13 protein-coding genes and 2 pseudogenes are annotated in these 17303 nt (G+C 67.6%); 7 read left to right on the top strand and 8 right to left on the bottom strand.

Annotation, left to right across the window (positions count from 1 at the left end):
• Positions 1-112 precede the first annotated feature (112 nt).
• The 4 genes from AC5Y5B_RS24015 to AC5Y5B_RS24000 are packed head-to-tail and all read left to right on the top strand — an operon-like array spanning position 113 to position 3091.
• On the top strand, positions 113-772 hold the full coding sequence (locus AC5Y5B_RS24015; protein WP_008257468.1) for a TetR/AcrR family transcriptional regulator: 660 nt from the start codon (positions 113-115) through the stop codon (positions 770-772).
• Complete coding sequence (locus AC5Y5B_RS24010) at positions 769-1707, top strand: alpha/beta fold hydrolase (RefSeq protein ID WP_008257465.1); 939 nt, start codon at positions 769-771, stop codon at positions 1705-1707. The genes AC5Y5B_RS24015 and AC5Y5B_RS24010 overlap by 4 nt, the downstream gene beginning before the upstream one ends.
• Positions 1704-2678, top strand: coding sequence for a carbon-nitrogen hydrolase family protein (locus AC5Y5B_RS24005; RefSeq protein WP_008257463.1), 975 nt, complete (start codon positions 1704-1706; stop codon positions 2676-2678). Before AC5Y5B_RS24010 ends, AC5Y5B_RS24005 begins: the two co-directional genes overlap by 4 nt.
• Positions 2675-3091 carry a hypothetical protein gene (locus AC5Y5B_RS24000; protein ID WP_033717552.1) on the top strand — a complete coding sequence of 139 codons (417 nt, stop codon included), beginning with the start codon at positions 2675-2677 and terminating at the stop codon, positions 3089-3091. The genes AC5Y5B_RS24005 and AC5Y5B_RS24000 overlap by 4 nt, the downstream gene beginning before the upstream one ends.
• Here the strand turns inward: AC5Y5B_RS24000 and AC5Y5B_RS23995 are convergent.
• Both AC5Y5B_RS23995 and AC5Y5B_RS23990 read right to left on the bottom strand, forming a co-directional pair.
• A complete protein-coding gene (locus tag AC5Y5B_RS23995; protein WP_500007057.1) occupies positions 3088-4398 on the bottom strand; it encodes a hypothetical protein in 1311 nt (436 codons plus the stop codon). The two genes, AC5Y5B_RS24000 and AC5Y5B_RS23995, sit on opposite strands and share 4 nt — an antisense overlap.
• The gene (locus AC5Y5B_RS23990; RefSeq protein WP_008257453.1) at positions 4395-6278 is read right to left on the bottom strand and encodes a N,N-dimethylformamidase beta subunit family domain-containing protein; all 1884 of its coding nucleotides are present in this window, start codon (positions 6276-6278) and stop codon (positions 4395-4397) included. The genes AC5Y5B_RS23995 and AC5Y5B_RS23990 overlap by 4 nt, the downstream gene beginning before the upstream one ends.
• Positions 6279-6455: 177 nt before the next feature.
• Here AC5Y5B_RS23990 and AC5Y5B_RS23985 point away from each other — a divergent pair, with 177 nt between their 5' ends.
• Entirely contained in the window at positions 6456-7826 is a 1371-nt protein-coding gene (locus AC5Y5B_RS23985) for a GMC oxidoreductase (RefSeq protein WP_008257450.1), read from the top strand.
• A 33-nt stretch (positions 7827-7859) separates the two neighbouring features.
• Here AC5Y5B_RS23985 and AC5Y5B_RS23980 read toward each other — a convergent pair whose 3' ends face one another.
• The 6 genes and pseudogenes from AC5Y5B_RS23980 to AC5Y5B_RS23955 all read right to left on the bottom strand — a co-directional run bounded on the left by AC5Y5B_RS23980 (position 7860) and on the right by AC5Y5B_RS23955 (position 14203).
• Positions 7860-9134 carry a DegT/DnrJ/EryC1/StrS aminotransferase family protein gene (locus tag AC5Y5B_RS23980; protein WP_008257447.1) on the bottom strand — a complete coding sequence of 425 codons (1275 nt, stop codon included), beginning with the start codon at positions 9132-9134 and terminating at the stop codon, positions 7860-7862.
• A 180-nt stretch (positions 9135-9314) separates the two neighbouring features.
• Positions 9315-9653, bottom strand: a complete 339-nt coding sequence (locus tag AC5Y5B_RS23975) for a hypothetical protein (RefSeq protein ID WP_487352189.1) — start codon at positions 9651-9653, stop codon at positions 9315-9317.
• Positions 9654-10375: 722 nt separating this feature from the next.
• Complete coding sequence (locus AC5Y5B_RS23970) at positions 10376-11626, bottom strand: threonine synthase (protein WP_225325413.1); 1251 nt, start codon at positions 11624-11626, stop codon at positions 10376-10378.
• A 298-nt stretch (positions 11627-11924) separates the two neighbouring features.
• A pseudogene (locus AC5Y5B_RS23965) lies at positions 11925-12218 on the bottom strand (transposase); the annotation flags it as partial.
• Positions 12219-12434: 216 nt separating this feature from the next.
• A complete protein-coding gene (locus tag AC5Y5B_RS23960) occupies positions 12435-13481 on the bottom strand; it encodes a PLP-dependent cysteine synthase family protein (RefSeq protein ID WP_008257440.1) in 1047 nt (348 codons plus the stop codon).
• Between the two features lie 212 nt (positions 13482-13693).
• Positions 13694-14203 (bottom strand): hypothetical protein, encoded by a 510-nt coding sequence (locus tag AC5Y5B_RS23955; RefSeq protein ID WP_472410102.1) that lies wholly within the window; start codon positions 14201-14203, stop codon positions 13694-13696.
• A gap of 481 nt (positions 14204-14684) precedes the next feature.
• On the opposite strand from AC5Y5B_RS23955, the pseudogene AC5Y5B_RS23950 reads away from it, so the two are divergent.
• Positions 14685-15080 (top strand): annotated as a pseudogene (locus tag AC5Y5B_RS23950) (response regulator transcription factor); the annotation flags it as partial.
• Positions 15081-15446: 366 nt separating this feature from the next.
• Positions 15447-16643, top strand: coding sequence for a sensor histidine kinase (locus AC5Y5B_RS23945; RefSeq protein ID WP_008257437.1), 1197 nt, complete (start codon positions 15447-15449; stop codon positions 16641-16643).
• Positions 16644-17303 lie beyond the last annotated feature (660 nt).

Below are 17303 nucleotides of genomic sequence, written 5' to 3'. Positions count from 1 at the left end.
CCCGCGGGTTGTAGAACCCGCGGGCGGTCATCGATGCGGCCGGCTACAACCGACTCACCGCCGCCGATCAAATATTGCAATGCAATTCTAATATTGCTATGTTGTTACAACTATGCAGACAGGGACGGCTGCCGAGACCCGGCAAACCCGGCGCAAGGCCCGCACCGCAAGTGCGATCCTCGAGGCCGCCGAACGCCTCTTTTTAACCCGCGGCTACCACGCGACCACCGTCGAGCAGCTCGCCGAGGAGGCCGATGTCGCGATCGGGTCGCTGTACGGGCACTTCGGCGGCAAGGAGGGGATCTACGCCGCCTTGATCGAGCGCGCGCTGGAGCTTGACCAGCGCTACTGCGACCAGGGGTGGGCCAGCGGCGGGGAGGACCCGATAGGCCGCCTGGTCGGGCTCGCCGACGGGTACTTGCGATTCGCGAGCGAGAACCCCGGCTACTTCCGCATCTTTCGTTTTCCGCCCCCGGATGCGCCGACCGACGGGCCGGTCGTCGCCGCCACCGAGCGGGTGACCGAGCGCATCCGGTCCGAGACCGAGCGGATGGCCGGGGCGATCGCCGAGGCCATCGAGGCGCGGGTGATGCGTGACGTCGATCCGCGGCGCGCGGCGGTGTTCCTGTGGGCGGCCTGGGATGGGGTGATCGCGGCCCACCTGCTTCCCGGCAACATGGGGCTCACCGAATCGGAGTTCGAACAGGTGCTCTCGCTCGGTCGCCAGGTGCTCACCCTCGGCCTGCTGGCGCCCCAAGGGAGTGTCGAATGATCGAGCGCATCCCGGTGGAAGGCGACTACGGCCGCCCGGCCGAGCCGGCCTGGCGGAACACGGACTGGTCGGCGCGTGAACGCGACGCCCTTATCCGCGGCCGCCGGCTTCGTTACCTCGACACGGGCCACGGCGACCGCACGTTCGTCCTCGTGCACGGGATGGGCGGTCGCTGGCAGCATTGGCTCGAGGCGATCCCGACGCTCGCCAAGCAGGGTCGGGTGCTCGCCCTGGATCTACCGGGGTTCGGCCAAAGCGAATCGCCCGCCGCCGGCGCATCCCTCGACGGTTTTGCGGACGCCGCGGCTGAGGTCGTCACCAGCCTCGGCATCGAGCGCGCGGTTTTCGTCGGCCACTCGATGGGCGGCCCGATTGCGCTGCGCTTCGCCGCACGCCATCCGGAGCTGGCCGAGGGAATCGTGCTCGTCGCCGGGGCGGTGTTCCAATTCAGTGAAGTGCTCGGCCTCCGCGGGGTTGCCCGGTTCGCTCGGGAGCGCCCGCGGGAGACTGCGGCAATCGCGATGGAGATCGCGACGGCGGGACTGCCGGCACCGGCATCGCTGCGCCGCCTCGTCGTGCGATCGCCCGCGTTGCGTCGCGTCTTCCTGTCGCCATACGTCCTCGATCCACCGGCCCTGCCCGCCGACACCGCCGCTCTGATCGTCGACGGAGCCGGCGCCCGCGGTGTCTTTCCGACCGTGCGGGCGATCGGGCGCTCGGACCCCCGCCAGGGGTTGGCCGACGTGCGCTGCCCTCTCCTTTCGCTGGCCGCCGAGCACGACCGCATCGCCCCGCTGGCAGATACCGAGGCGCTCGACGCCGAGCTATCCGGGGCTCGGACGGTCGTCCTCGAGGGTTCCGGCCATATGCCGATGCTCGAACGCCCGACGGCGTTCAACGCCCAGCTTGTGCGGTTCGCGGAGGAGCTGGGATGACCGAGGATCTGCGCGTCGCGGCCGTCCAGCTCGAGCCCGTCGTGGGCGACGTCGAGGCGAACCTCGACCGGGCCGAGCGGCTCGCTCGGCGCGCCGCCGACGCGGGAGCTGAGGTGATCGTGCTGCCCGAGTTCTTCACCACCGGCATGGCCTTCCTGGCGCAGGTGGGCGGCGGCGCGCTGCCCGCGGACGGCGCGGCCACCGAGATGCTCGCCCGGGTCGCGTCCGCCAAGCGGGTCATGGTCGGCGGATCCTTCCTGTGTCGCGGGCCCGACGGCGACGTCCGCAACGCCTTTCTGCTCGCCGGGCCCGACGGGCTGATCGGCCGTCACGACAAGGACCTGCCGACCATGTGGGAGAACTACTTCTACGCCGGCGGCGACGACCCGGGCGTCATCGAGGCGCCGGGGGGCCTCAGGATCGGCGTCGCCCTCTGCTGGGAGTTGATGCGCGCCCAGACCGTGCACCGGCTCCGCGGTCGCGTCGACCTTGTCCTCGCCGGGTCCGGGTGGTGGAGCGTCCCACAGTGGCGGCCTCGGGCGGTGTTCCGGCGGTGGGAAGCGGCCAACCGGGAGCGGGCGCGGCGCAGCGTGCTCGACTTCGCCCCGCTCGTCGGCGCCCCCGTGGCACATGCCTCGCTGTGCGGGCCGATCGTTTGCCCGCTACCGGGAATGCCGGGACGCTACCGCGGCGAATACGAAGGCCCCAGCGTGATCTGCGACCGCGACGGCGTGGTGCTCGCCGAGAGGCCGGCCCAGTCCGGCCCCGGGGTGACGGCCGCCACGGTGCCCACCGGCGCCGCCAACCCCTCGCGGGATCCAGCCCCGGGCTTCTGGCTTCGCCCGCGAGGCCCGCTGCCCGCGTTCGCCTGGGCCTATCAGGGCTGGCTCGGTCGCCGCGCCTACGCCAGTGGCTTGGGAGTCCCCCAGCGGGCAACGGGCCCGCAGACGATTCGGAGGTGGAGCGCATGACCCGCGTGAGAACGAACGAGACGCTCGTGCTGTCCGGCCTGGTCGAGCTCGCAGCCGGGGCGGTGACGGGATGGCCCTACGCGCTCGCGATCGCCGATGCCGAGCGTGCGCGTCGGATCGGGATTCGCTCGACGCCGCGCCTGCGCCAGTGGCATCTCGACCTGATTGCGCTCGGTGCACTCTCCGTGCTGGTCGGCGCCGCGGTGCCCGAGCTGCCGCGCCGCGTCGCCTGGCCGCTGGCCGCCGGATGCTGGACTAATGCGAACGCTTTCGGCTTGCTCGCCTTCCGCCCCGAGGCCGCCGAAACCCCCGCCTACCGCACAGCGGCGGCGGCGTCGTTCACCACCGTCAGCTGGGGCTTCGTGTCCCTCGCCGCGCTCGCCCTTCGACGCCGCTGGCGGATGGATCGCTAGAGCGGCTCGCTCACCAAGTCCTGCACTGCCATCAACCGGTCGAGCAGGCCGGGCGCCCGCCGGATTCGGACAGACAGCGCGGCCGACCGGTTCTCGACCCAGAGCGACTCCAGGGTCAGACCCAGGGCGGCCAGGCAGTCCTCGATCATCTCGGGGTCGTGCGGGAAGTAGCGCAGCGTGGTGGTCAAAGCGGCACTGATCTCGGCAAGCAAAGCCTCCTTGTCCCGACCACGCAGCGTCGAAAGACGGACCAGTTCGATCGAGTCGGGTGGCGCGACGCGCACCGGATCGACCCGGGATGCCCGGAAGCGGCAGGCGCGCCACTGGCCGACGGTCGGCACGCCGTGGGCGAGATAGGCGGGCAGCGCACGGCGGGCGCTGATATGCACGGCCCGGCGCCACAGGTCGATCAGGACGTTCTCGCACGCGGGATCGAAGTCCCAGGTGGCGGTGATCGCATCCGTGCCGCCGAGGCCGTGCACATCGCGCACCAGATTGGTGATCTCGTTGAGCGGCGCGAACCCGCCGGCCTCGCGCACCGTCGCGGCTCGCACGGCCAAGTTGCAGCTCAGCGCGATCGCTTCGGCGTGGTCACCGAACTCCGCGTGGGCGGCCCGGGACGAAGTGCCCGGTTGGCGCAGCCGGCGCAGAGATCTGGCCGCCAGCAATGCGCGGAAGGCATCGGCGGCAAAGAAGGCCGGCAGCATGGCGGCTGGGGTGGATTGCGGGCTGTCGAACAACACCGGGCCGAGCGCCAGCCGGGCCTGACCGGTCACCACCCGCAGCAGCCCGGCCAGCGTTCCGGCCGGTAGCCGCACGATGTCGTCGTCGGCCACCACGCAGCCAGTGGTTTCCGGATCACATTGCTGCGCGTCCAAAACCGCGTCCAGCATCAGCTGCCGCAGCACGCCGAGACGGGTGCGCTGCGCTAACGCCACCTCGGCGACGGCGAACCGCACTGCGTCACAGCCCAGCGCCGCGCCCAGACGACGTGCCCGGGTGGCGGTGTCATCCGCGGGCCGGGTCTGCGGCCGGTTCACCAGCAGCACCACCGAGATCGGCACCGACGCCCGCTGCCTGGACAGCTCGCGCATGGTGTGGCTGAGCACCCGGACGCTCTGCCCCCCGAAACCGACGGTCGGAATCAGCACCGGCAGCGCGGGGCCGACCGGCAGCTGAGCGGCCAGCTGGTCACGCACGGTGTTCAGCAGTGTCCGATAGGTCGCGTCGCGCTGCACTGCGGCTGACCGCCAGCTGGCCGCCGGGCCGGGTATCGGCGCAGTGTCAATGTCCCAGAGCGCGCTCATTGGTCCTCCCCCTGCCCAACCGGTGCATCCGCCTCGGCAATTGCTGTGGCCCGCTCGGCGATGGTGCTCGCCAGTCTAGCCACCTCCGCAAAGCCCTGCATGGACAGCGGTTTGCGCAGACCGTCCCGAACGGGGTCCCACTCCGGATCGCCGACGGGACGGTTGCCAGGGCCGATCTCGGCGACCGGATCCAGCGCGGGCACCGCCTGGATCACCAGGTCGCGAAGCCGACAGAGGAGATCGATCTGGGCGAACTCGCCGTGCGACAGAATGGGTGCGGTGGTCCACCCGAAGCACTCCTGATCATCGCCGTCGGTGACGGAGACCGTCACGGTGAGCAGGTCCGGCGTCTCGGGAACCCGGATCTCGCAGGTGTGCCGTCCGGGCACCGACTCGGCCGCGCCGTCGCCCACCGCGACCGTCCAACTGAACCGCGCGGTCCCCGCGACCGGGCGGTCGACATCGACCAGGAAGGTCGCCACCTCACCGGCGACCAGCAGCCAGCGGCGGTGACGGACCGGGAACGGCCCCAGCACGCGGACACCGTGCCGGGCGAGGCACCCGATGACGTTGCGGGTGACCCCGGCCACCACCGGGTCGTCGCCGCGGGCCAGCACCCGGGGCCAGTCGGTGGTGCCGCACGTGAAGACCGTTCCGGTGTCGGTGTAGGCACCGAGCACGGCGTGCGCGGCCGGTCCCGCCGGCCGGTCCTGCCATCCCTTTCCCAGGCGCGCCACCCCCAGCACCGCGAAGTCCGCCGGTGTCCCGTCGGTTCCGGCGGCCCGCAGCCGCGCGGCGGGGCCGGGCTCGACTACCGCACCGTCACACTCATAGCCCACCAGGTGCTCGCCGGCGCCGAAGACGTCACCCGAGTGCAGGCCTAGTCCCTGGTAGACCCAGTGGCCGGCGTGCTGGACGGTGTAGCCCAGCGGCTCCCGTTCGCCGTCCCACCAGCCACCGCCCTGCCGGTAGCTGACTCCGGTGAGCCCGTTCTCTGGCCGGCTGCGCCACCAGTTGCCGCCCAGCGGGTGGCTGACCGGCGGATGTACGCAGGTCAGATCGCCGGCCGCGTCCAGGTCGATCCGCCACCAGGCGGTGTTGCCGCTGAAGAACGCGACATTCCCGCCGGCACGGACGAAAGCGTGCACCCCGTCGCGCATCCGGGCACTCCAGTACTCGTCGTGCCCGACGCTGAGCAGCAGGCGGTACCCGTTGAGGACGGTGGGATGGTGGTGCAGGTCGAAGTCGGTGCAGTAGTCGAGCTCGATGCCCTCACGTTCCAGCCACGAGATCATCGGAGCGTCCCAGTGCGCGAAGCCCTCCCGCGGGGTGGTGGTGTCGTAGACGTCGACGTCCTCGGGGAATGAGAGGGCCCCTCCGGTTCCGCCGCCGGGCCGGCGTGTGGTCAGCCGAGTGGTGGCGATCGAGGGTACGAACGAGGCCGTGTGGTACATGCTGCCGCCGCCGGAGAAGTTGTAGGCGTGGTAGGTGGCCAGCGAGAGCTTGTACAGCACAGCGGCGCGTTTGCTGGTGGCCGCGGGCCGCACCACGAACAACGCCTGACCCGACCGGGCGTCGACGTCGGGCAGCCGGCCCGGCCCGTCCGCGTCCGATTCGTCGTCCAGGATGACCGCCAGATAGGCGCCGGACGGCCAGTCAGCGGGGATGTCGAATGTTTCCGGCGGCCATCCCCAGTCCCGGTCGGGCAGACCGGTCGGCAGCAGTTGGCCCCGCCGCCAGGAACTGCTCCCCATCGGCGCGATGTCGCGACCCGCCCGGTAGAAGCCGACGCGGTAGCGCTCGGCGGCCGTGGACACGTGCAGCACCAGCCGCCCACCGGCCGGAACACTCGGATTCGACGGATACGCCAGGGCGGTCACCGGCGCACGGCCTTGGTGTCCGCCGCGCGGTTCGCCTGAACAGGGCCTGATCCCGTTCGTGTCGACATGATCCTCCCGTCCCGGTTCAGCTAGCGACATGGTAGGCAGGTGCCGGGTGAAATGCCGGGGCGGCGTGATCTGGCATCAGCCGGCCAGGGCGGGAAGCGGAGGCGCGGAATGGGTGTCACGGCCGATGCCGTGGTCGTCGGCGCGGGCCTGAGCGGCCTCGAAGTCGCCCGCCTGCTAGCCGCCGGCGGTCTCCGGGACGTCCTGGTGCTGGACTCGGGCGGGATGGGCACCGGATTCGGGCCGGGCACCGCGGCAGTGCGGTGGCGCAGTTCACTGCCGCCGCACTACCAGGTCGTGCGGCGTTCCGACCAGGTCGGCGGGCGGTCGCTGCGCTGGCACGGCGTGGTCATCCGGATGGACGACTGGGCGCTGGCCGATCCGTGCTGGCCAGAGCGCGTTCGTAAGGCGCTGCTCGAGTCGTTGTATGACGACGTCGAGCGCGATCTCAGGGCTTGGGCCGGCGGGCCGCTGGCGCCGACGTCGCCCGTGCCGCCCGACCCGGTGTCGGCGGCGCTGGACTCGGCGCTTCGCCCGGTTCCGCAGGCGGTCCGATCCGAGGGCGAAGGCCGGCGCGCATACACCCCGCTCGACCACTGCGCTGGCGGGCGGGATCCGCGGATCCGCGCCCGCTGCGAGGCGGTGGAGCTGGTCTCGGGTCGGGGGCGGATCACCGGGGTTCGGGTCCGGGGTGCCGACGGCGCGGACGAGGTGATCTCCGCGGGCGTGGTCGTGTTGGCTGCTGGGACGCTGGAGAACACCAGGCTGGTGGCCCAGCTTCCGGAGCTGGCCGGTCACGGCCCGGCGACCGGGCTCAATGACCACCTCGTGCGCGGTTTCGTGGTCCGGTTGCCGGCTGCGGCGCTCGGGGTATCCGGCTCGGTCGACGCCCTGTGGTACGCACCCGGTGATGCGATCGCCCGCTGCAACGTCTTCGTCCGCCTGAGGGACGCGCCCGACAGCCACCCGGAAGAGGTCCTGCTGGACGTGTGGGCAATGGGGGAGCAGGTGCGATCGGAGCACACCCGGGTCTCGTTCACGCCGATGGCCCGATCGCCGTGGCCGGGCCTGATCGAGCCGGGCTTCGCGCCGGACGACCTTGAAATGCTGGCCGGTCAGCGTGAGCTGCTCGGCCGTGTGTGGGCGAACGTCGCGGCTGGCGTCGGCCTCCGCGCTCTGGACCTGTGGTTCGGCGATTTCCGCACCGCCCCCGAACCGTTCGACACGGCGATGATGCAGGTGACCGGGCTGCCGCTCGGGTCACCGGCAACCTACGGGTGGCCACTGGGGTCCGTCGATCACGAGGCCGGGACGCTGCCGCTCGGCGGTGATCTCGTCGACGAGCACGGAGGGCTGCGCACAGTGGACGGCGCTTACGTGGTCGGCCCGGCGTCCTTCCCCCGTTCCGGGGCGGCCAATCCCTCGCTGACCACACTCGCGCTCGCCCACTGGACCGCGACCGGGCTGACGTCGACGTCCTGACCATGCGCCGGCACGCTGCAGGCCAGCCGGCGGTCAGTCAGCGGCTCGCAGCTCGTCCGCGTGTGTGGCGACTTTGTGGAAGGCCGCCACAATCGCCTCTAGGCCGGCGGGCTCGGACAGTAGGGCGCGGTGGGGCAACAGGATCAGGTTCTCGTAGAGCGCCTCGGCCGCAGGGAAGCGTTGCTGCGCCGCCGCGCGCAGTCGGTCATGCAGCCACCGGTAGCGTTCCTTGGTCTGCGGGCAGTACAGGATGTTGTCGTGCAGTGGCCGATCGGACCGGTACACGCGCAGGCCGAGTTCGGCCGCCAGCGCGGCGCACACCCGCTCGGTGGGCGCGCCAGCGAAGGCGTCCGGGTCGCGGCGCACGGTGTAGGCGAAGATGCTCGGCAGCTCCAGCCGAGCCGGCCAGGCCGTGGGCCGTACGCCGGCCACCCCGGCGAGTTCGGTGTCGAGCAGCTCGGCCGCCCGTGCCCGCTGTAGCAGCTGCTGGGGCAACCGTTCGAGTTGATCGAGCAGCAGCGCCGCGGGCAGCTCTGCCAGGCAATGGTTGGTGCCCATCACCTCTCCGGCCTCGACCAGGTAGGGGTAGCCGATGTCGGGCTCGGCGGCCGGATAGCGCCGGGCATCCGCCCTCAGCTGTTGGAGCCGGTCGTAGAGCGCCGCATCCTTGGTGACGACGGCGCCGCCCTCACCGCAGGTGAGCACCTTTCCCTGCTGCATGCTGAAAGCGCCCACATCACCCAGCGAGCCGGCCGGCCGGCCAGCCCAGCGGGCGCCGTGCGCCTGCGCGCAGTCCTCGATCACCGGTAGCCCATGTTGGGTTGCCAGAGCGCCGATCTCGTCCATGTCGGCCATTCGGCAGTGCAGGTGCACGACAATGACCGCGCGGGTCCGCGCGGTCACCGCGGCCGACAGGGCCCGGGGATCCAGGCATCCGGTTTCCGGGTCGACGTCGACAAACACCGGGACCGCGTTGACATTGAGCACCGCCGTCGCCGTGGCGACCCAGGTCAGCACCGGGACAATCACCTCGTCCCCGGCGCCCACCCCGAGCGCCTCCAACGCGATCATCAGGCTGCTCGAGCCGTGATCGGTGCTCACGCAGTAGGGCACCTCGACGAATTCGGCGAACCTACGGGCGAACACCTGCTCGTAGGGCTGTGTTCCGGTCCAGCCGCCGCTGACCGTCCACCGGCCGCTGCCCAGCGCGGCGATGACCCGTTCGGATGTGCGCGCGTCGTGCTGGGGCCACAACGGCCATGCCTCCCGCCACACAGGCGAGCCGCCCCCGATCGCGAGCCGGGCCATTCGCATTCTCCTCGTCGTGCCATGCAGCACTCGGTATCGATGCGCCGAGCCAGTCCACGTCGTACTTAACGTGAGAGTGTGTGCCAGCGCGACGTCTTCGAATGCCGTCTCTAACGATCGGCGATTATGTGTTACCTAGGGGCAAGGAATTTTCGCGCGGCGATTCCTCGCGTTGCGGTTTCACCGCCCAGGGGTGGGCATCGGCATGTTCGGCATCGGGGACATGCTCGGCATCGATGGCATTGGCGACATCGACGGCATGCCAGGCGTATTCGGCATGTTTCCCATCGGCATCTTCATGCCGTCCATCATTTTCTTCATGTCCTCTCTCATGGCGGCACAACACGGCATGTCGCCATTCATGGCGCCACAACAGTTTGGGTGCGCAAACAGAAGGTATAGACCGGCGACGATGACGAATATGCCGACCGCGATGCCGGTAATGGCACCGGCTGGGTAAAGCCAGCGAGTCCACCGCCGGGTGGTGCTGGCCGGAGGGGTGGGGGTGGTGTCGGTCATTGGTTCTTACCTTTCTGTGGGTCTTCCAGGCCGAACCATACACACTTAGCCCGAATCCACCGATGGGCTTGCGTTTGAACTGAGGCTGCCTGGTCTGATCTTGGTTTCGGTGTATGGGCAGGCTGTACCTAGTTCGGCGGACCGGCGTACTCGAATCAGCCGACTTTCTCCATCGTCTGCCCGCAGCAGCAGGTCGGATTCTGCTGGCACCGGCGATCCGGGGGTGCGCTCTCGGTTACCGTCACCTCGCATCCGCAATCTGGAAGCGGGCAGCGGCAGACGTCGCCTTCGCGGAATGGCATTTGTCACCTCCTTGTGGTGTTGATCCTGCCCGGATACGCGACGGTAGAAGCTGGCCCCTGGGGCCAGGTCAAATCCATCGGAGTCATGTGTGGCGCAACGAGGTGTCCGAAGCCTTCGTGCAGACGGTGGCGGCCCCCTGGTTCGCGCGAGCACGTGCCGTCGTCGACCCGCTGGCAGGGAAATCCCATCGCGCCGTGGGTGTTCCGCAAGACACGCCGGGGCCGGGCGATCGGCGGCCAAACCGAGAACATCGCCGCGTGAGGAATCCTGCCGAGGCGGCCGGAAAAGTGCGCGCGCTGGCGCCGCCGTGATCGAGCCGGAGCTGAGTCGCGCTACGAACTTCCACTTGGAATACAACGTCGCAAGGAACCAGCTGTCGGGTGGGGCCACGATCACCGCGGTCACGCAGGCCTGCAGCGTCACCGGCACATGCCTTTCGGCAGCGCACCTTCGAGAGCTGTCAGGGTGGGTTCAAGCACCGGTAGATCCGGCAAATGGCTCGCGGACGAGCCGGGATCCTTCAACCCGGTCGACGTCGACAACACCACCACGCTCTCATCAGGATCGATCCACCTCCGCTCGGCAAGTTGTTGAGCTGCGAGCACCGCCAACACGGACGCCCCTTCTGCGTAAATGCCTTCGGTCGAGGCCAATTCGAGTTGCATGCGCGCGATCGCGTCATTGCTTGGTTCGGCGATCGCCGTCCCGTTGGTGGCTCTTATGGCGTCCAATCCCTGATAGGTGGCCCTCCGCGTCGCCACGGAAAACGCCATTGACGGCTGAGTGGCAACAGTTGGCTGCTCTCCTTCTTCGCGATGGAGCCCGCCGACGTAGGCGCCGAACGGGTCGACCGCGACCAACCTAGGCATGCGGCTGATAAGACCCAAACCGACGAGGTCGGAAAATCCCCGGCGAAGACCGGCCAACCCGTCACCGTGGGCGGTTGGCACCACGACAACGTCGGGCGTTTCGCCGAGTTGGCGCCACAGCTCGAAGGCGATCGTCTTGTACCCCTGAATGCCAAACGGATTGGAGCCGATCTGGGGAGTCACAAGCCCGGATACCGGCATCCAGCCGAACGCCTCGACGGCCGCCCGCATCACCGCCCACCGGTCCGGGCCGTTGTCGTAAGCGACGACGCAGGCGCCGTAGGCCTGCATCAGAATCCTGATCTCGCGCGGCACTGACGACACGGTGAGCACCACGCAGCCAAGCCCCGCGGCGGCGGCGTAGGCGGCGACCGCTGCGCCGTGGTTGCCGGTCGAGGAGACGACGACGGTTGAAGCTCCAAAGGCCGCCGCCTTCGTGACGGCGACCGCTGCGAGCCTGTCCTTGTATGACCATGTCGGATTGCGCGCTTCGTCTTTGAGCATGAGTCTGCGCAAGCCCAGTCGTGTCCCCAGCCGACGCAACGAAACCAGAGGCGTCCCACCTTCGCCCAGGCTCACCGGGACGTCGTCTGGCGCCAACGGCAACAATCCGCGAAAGCCGAAAATGCCCGGCTGCGACGCCTGCCACGGCAACGGACCCGGCGCCAACGCGTATGCAGGGGCCAGATTGACTCCGATGCCGTGGCGGGCGCAGGCCGGGCATCCCAACGATGCTTGGTCTTCTGGTGCTTGCACTCCGCACCGGGGACAACGGAGAAACCCAAGATAGCGTGCGTTCATAGTGTTACGCCGGCGAATTCCCGATCGAGCATGGTTAGAGGTCTGACCCATCTTCGGTGACCACCCAGGCATTTTCCGGTCGACCACCGCGGTGGTTTCGGATGAAAGTGCGGTGATGCGGGCTGACGTGGCATGTTCTTCCCCAGTCGAGGCAACCATGACGCGCAACTGTATGACAGCGTGGGAGCTGAATTACGCCACTGAAATTATGCGGGCAGCGCACAATCAGTTGTCATACCCCCTGTTCCTACCGCCGGGCACCTGGCGTCGTGGGCGCGCCTGTCACCGGGGTCCAACGAATCACGACGGCGCCGGTGGTGTCGGTCAGCACCGTCTTGGAGCGCGTTCCATTGCCAATATTGCCGCTACCCGCACCCGCCGGGTCATGCTTCTCATAGCCCAGGTGCTCGGTCATCTCCTCGTTCAAAGCCGACTCGATTACCGTTTTGGTCAGCTGTTTGAGCAGCCCGTCAGGGCCGGTCAGCGACAGCCCCTGTTCTTGCGCCAGCCGCACCAACTCGACCGCGGCCTGCTGCTCAGCCGGGAGTTCGGCCGACTTATTCTTCGTCACATCATCCAGTGTCGTCATCACGGCACCTTCCTCGCCAAGCAACGCCTAGCGTGTCAGGCCGGAAACACCGTTAGTCGCACAGTCCCAGGCGGCCTCGTATTCCTCGGCCGAAACGTAGTCGAGCTTGTGCTGTGCCGCCGGTGTTGAACCAATCGACCCACTCCATCGTCGCGTTGATGCCGAACTGGTTACATCCGGGCTCGGCGGACCAAGCTGCGGGGCTGGCGATGAAGCCCGTCAACGCTTTCCGGCGGCCGGGTCGATGACGACGGGGCAGCGGGTCCAGGACTGCACGACGCGTTCGGTGGGGTGCCTGATGACCGCCGGTTCGCGCGGCGCTTCGACGTCGAGCAGAGCGTGCTCGCGGCAGTAATCGTCGTTATAAATGGTGTCGAAGTAGCGTTGCGGCCCGTCCGGGAATACCGCGGCGATGGTGGTGCCGCGCGGGTGTGTTCGGACGGCCCAGCCCGCGACAAGTGCGACCGCGCCCACACTCCAGCCGCCGCTGACGTATTGGGTCGAAGCCAGGGTACGACATGCCCATACCGCCTCTGCAGGGGCAACCCAGTGTGCTTCGTTGAAGGCTGGATAGTCCACGTTGCCGGGATAAATGCTTGACCCGAGGCCGCGGATCAGTCGGGGGGCGGCTGGTTGCCCGAAGATGGTGGAGCCGATGGTATCCACGCCGATCAGCTTCAGGTCAGGGTTGTATTCGCGCAGCACCCGCGCCACCCCCGCCGAATGTCCACCGGTTCCCACCGAGCACACCAGTACGTCAATATTTCCTAGTTGGGAAATAAGTTCCAAGGCCAGCGGTCTGTAGGCGTCCACGTTGTCGGGGTTGTTGTACTGGTCGGGATACCAGGTATGCGGATCTTCGGCCAACAGCTCGGCGACCCGGTTCTTGCGCGCCTGCTGCCACCCACCGACCGGATCAGGCTCGGCGACCAGATCGAGGTGGGCGCCGTAGGCAGTGAGCATGCGCTCGATGATCGGCTCCATGCCGGGATCGGTGACCACGGTGACCGGATGCCCGTACACGGTCCCGGCCAACGCCAAACCCAAGCCCATGGTGCCGCTGGTGGATTCGACGATTCGCGCACCGGGCAGCAGGTCTCCGCGCGCCCGAGCTTGTTCCACCATGTGCACCGCAGGGCGGTCCTTCATACCACCGGGATTAAGTCCCTCGAGCTTGGCCCAGAAGCCGCGGTCCGGTTCACTGAACGGCGCGGACACCCGCAACACCGGCGTGGTGCCGACAATCGTGTTCGCCCGTCCCTGCATGCCCAGCGCAACAGGCTGAGATGCTATGGGTCGGTTGTTCTCAGGAGGTAAGGCAGAATTCATGTGATCGTCGCTTCTGCGTGAAAGCCGCGGCACAGCGCGGCAGCTGACAATGACAGCAGTCACCAACCGTGATGGCAGCAGAGCCACCGGTCTGACGATGACCGGTCAGCGACGAGTGATGCATAACCGGGACAAAATTTGGTTGCCGGTCACGAAGCCGCGAGCCGACCGGCCGGCGGCCGCATCATTGGCGACAGCATGGCCGCCAGCCACCCGGCAATGGCGATGCCCGCCATGGCGATGAAATCAGAACCGGCCCGCGGCGCGATTCGCGGTAAGACCGCAGCAGCAGATATGTCGGACGAACAGATGGATTCATCCTGAACATGGTCGTGACTGGCAAGCGCGAGAACACGATCCGCAGATGCCGATACCGAGCGATGTGGATGGACCGGGGAGGCTTCACAGCAGGGCAGGACGACTCTGGCGCCCAAGACGAGTAGCACCGCCGCGCCGAACACGAGAACGGTGGACCTCAGGCGAAAACTCGTCGGGGTGCCGCTGAAACTTACAATGACCCGACTGTAACAGCACCGCGACCCAAAAATCGGAACCGCGCACCTGACCTGTGCATTGCGAACCAGCAACTTACAAGGTCCTACTTGTTGCGAAAGAACGCACGGCTTGACGGAGCAGTTTGAACTGACTTCGCCGAGCATCCTTGCTCAAGAGGCGCAGTCGTTAAGGGCGACAAGGATGTTGGATCCTTCATGGCCGAGGCCCGGCGGCAACGGCACGTGCCCGTCCGGTCACTAACGATCAGCGCGGCGATGATCCTTAAAGCCATCAGCAAAGTCAGCGTAGAATCACGCGGGCGCGGCGCGCCAGTCTGATGATGTGGTGACAAGGGTGGTGAGACCACCGCGCCTCACTGATCCCAACTTGCTCCCCCAGAGTATTGCGCGAGTCATTCTCGCCGGTGAGGAGAAACCGGAGCCGCAGCGGTCGGGGCGGTGAGAGCCCGCGCGGCAGAAGCAGGCTCGGTAAGAATTCGGTCATGACAATCCGAGGACACCGACAGGTTCCCGGTCGAAGGGGACGATCGCCGCGACACCAGCGCAGAACGCGCGAAGATTCCCTCGACATCGCTCAAGCGCCGGAAAACTGATACAGCATGATCGCGGCAGGCATTATGGACGGATGGAAACAGTGCCGCAGACTTCAGTGACCGGCGCAGGCCATCGGGCATTGGTGGTCGACAACGAAGTTTCGCTGGCGGGAGTGGTCGCCAGTTATCTCGAGCATGAGCAGTTCGAAGTATGTATCGCTCACGACGGGTCCGATGCGCTCACTTTGGCCCGTGCGTTTCACCCTGATGTTGTTGTTCTTGATCTGGGCTTGCCGGGGATGGACGGCATTGAAACCTGCCGCCAGCTGCGCACCTTCTCCGATGCCTATGTTGTGATGTTGACTGCCCGCGGCACCGAGGCGGACACGCTGATCGGATTGTCGGTCGGCGCCGACGACTATGTGACCAAGCCCTTTAGGCCCCGCGAACTCGTCGCCCGCATCCTCGCGATGCTGCGCCGACCGCGCACTATGCAGCCAGGGAGCGGGGACGTCGGCACCAAGGCCACGGCCGACTAGCAGGCGGAATTTCGGTGCGTCGCCTTCGTGCACTTCTTGCCTGGCACGCAACTTGACTCCTGCGGAATGGCGAAAGGCCTAGACTGCGACCCAGAAGGGCAGTCGACCGAGTCACCTCTCACATCACGACAAAGGGCTTGACCCGCGTAGACCTTGGGGAGGAAAGATCACCTCGTCCAGACCGGCTCGGCAAGGCCCTTCGCATACAGTCGAGCGAACACGGCGACGACAGTCGAACGAACACGGCGACGAGCAATTGGGCCGCGATCGATTATCGCCCGTGACCGGCGTCGAATATCGGATGGGAATTGGCCAATGAGTGACAACACCACACCGGGTGCGAAGCCGCGCCGGTTCTTGCGCCGGCCCGGCATCGGGTTGCGCCTAGTGCTGGCCCAGACACTAGTGCTCGCCGCCGGTGCAGCGGCCACCTGGGCAATTGCCGCCGTCGTCGGACCGCCGCTTTTCCATAAGCACATGCATGGGAAGGTGCCCGTCAACTCTTTCCTGGAAATACATGCCGACCATGCCTACAGATCGGCCACCGCCGTGGCCGTCGGCGGCGCCCTTGCCATTTCCGCGTTGATGGCGCTGGCGGTCAGCTGGTATGTCAGCCGCCGGCTGCAACGGTCGGTCACCGAGGTCGCCGCAGCTGCGACCGAGGTCGCCCGCGGCCGATACGACATCCGGATTTCGCCTACCCGCCTCGACGAGGATTTCGACACCCTCGTTGACTCGTTCAACCAGATGGCGGCGCGGCTACAGACCGTCGACGCTACTCGGCGCCAGTTGTTCGGCGACCTGGCCCACGAGATCCGCACCCCCGCTTCGGTGCTGGATGCCTATATGGACGCGCTCGAAGACGGGGTGCGGTCGCTGACCCCGCAGACCACCGCGATGCTGCGCGACCAGACCCGCCGGCTAGTGCGGTTCTCCGAGGACACTGCTGCACTCGCCCAAGCCGAAGAGAGTGCCTTCTCGATGGCCTTTAGCTGGATCGACGTGCGCGAGCTGATCGATGCTGCCGTGACGGCCGCGCAGGAACGCTATCGAAGCAAACATGTCGATCTGGTCGTCACGTTACCTGCCAACCTGCCCCCGCTGCGGGGGGACTCGCAACGGCTATCTCAGGTTCTAGGCAACCTGCTTGACAACGCGCTGCGCCACACGCCGCCGGGAGGACGCGTCGAAGTCCGCGCGGCTGTGGAGGGCGATGAGTTTACGCTCTCGGTCGTCGACAGCGGTGAGGGCATCCTCGCCGAACACCTACCCCATGTGTTCGAACGGTTCTATCGAGCCGATCTCACCCACGACCGGGGCTACGGCGGAGGCGGAATCGGACTAGCCATCGTCAAGGCGCTGGTCGAGGCCCACAACGGACGCGTCGCTGCGGCCAGCGACGGCGTCGGTAAAGGCGCCGCGTTCACCGTCACTCTGCCGCTGGCTGCATCGGGTGCCGAGCGCACCCTTGAAACCGTGATATCCGCGGGCGAAAGAGCCAGCTCTACTTAGTGTCGACGCCGATCCCGACTGGGGCGGCCCCCGGGCGAGCAGTGCTGCCACCGAGTTCGCCTCTAGTAACGACATCCCGCGATTGGTAAGGCTGAGTTGGACGCCATTTGAAGGGCGCTGATGCGGTCTGGTGTTCGCTGCGGCACGACGCCATGGCGGCGCGTCCCGACACGGCTATGGTGCTCGCCGCATACGTCCGGACGGCCGCGCACATATGTGTGCTCCCGCGCCGGGAGCCTTGCCCGGCTGTGTGCGACGATGATGGCCACTCGATGCCATCACCGCGATGCGCCGGCCCGCCAAAACCTGCCGCAGAATCGTCCGAGGCCTAAGCCAAGCATCGATTTTGCCACAAAGTCGCTGGATACCCATTACATATGATTCCATTGGTGAAGCCACAGCGCTTTGCTTTGGCGACCGCCGTCATGACCGCTGGTTTGGGACTTGCCAGCGCCACCTCCGCAGCCGGTGCCCAAGCCCAGCTCGGACCCTTGCCGACACCCCTGCTACGGGTATTGGAATCCTGGCTGCGAGGACCCCGGACCCGGCCACGGTTACTATGGCCACGGAGGCTATGACCACGGAGGTCCAGGGGGACATGGTGGTAGTGGCGGCCACGGCGGCGGCGGACATGGTGGCGGCGGACACTAACGCCGCAGT

Source organism: Mycobacterium sp. NGS33, assembly GCF_059812885.1.
This window is presented reverse-complemented; position numbering and strand designations above follow the sequence as displayed.